This is a genomic window from Streptomyces xiaopingdaonensis, assembly GCF_000262345.1.
Classification (GTDB): Bacteria; Actinomycetota; Actinomycetes; order Streptomycetales; family Streptomycetaceae; genus Streptomyces; species Streptomyces xiaopingdaonensis.
The window spans coordinates 1-340 of the sequence record NZ_AJTQ01000217.1; the positions used below are offsets into that span (position 1 = coordinate 1).

Below are 340 nucleotides of genomic sequence, written 5' to 3' on the forward strand. Positions count from 1 at the left end.
GGGCCTCCGCTTCGGCGGAGGCCCGGGCACCGGAGCACGGGTGCCGGTCAGCGCCGCTGCGGCGGCGGCCGGCGGGGCGGAACTGCCCGGTGGCCGGCGGCGGTTCAGCCGACGACGCGGACCTGCTCCGCCTGCGGGCCCTTGCGGCCCTCGGCGATCTGGAACTCGACGCGCTGCGAGTCCTCGAGGCTGCGGTAGCCCTCGCAGTTGATCGAGCTGTAGTGCACGAAGACGTCAGGCCCGCCGCCCTCCTGGGCGATGAAGCCGTAACCCTTCTCCGCGTTGAACCACTTGACGGTGCCCTGAGCCATTTTCTGGATCTCCCATGGGTGCTTCTGGC

The 340-nt window shown here is 71.5% G+C and carries 1 protein-coding gene; it reads right to left on the minus strand.

What is annotated here, in order from left to right:
• Window positions 1-104: 104 nt before the first annotated feature.
• Window positions 105-311 carry a cold-shock protein gene (locus UWG_RS0116930; protein ID WP_016908404.1) on the minus strand — a complete coding sequence of 69 codons (207 nt, stop codon included), beginning with the start codon at window positions 309-311 and terminating at the stop codon, window positions 105-107.
• Between the last annotated feature and the right edge of the window lie 29 nt (window positions 312-340).

Coding starts and splice junctions, on each gene's coding strand:
- UWG_RS0116930 (WP_016908404.1), bottom strand. CDS start 311: ATGGCTCAGGGCACCGTCAAGTGGTTCAACGCGGAGAAGGGTTACGGC.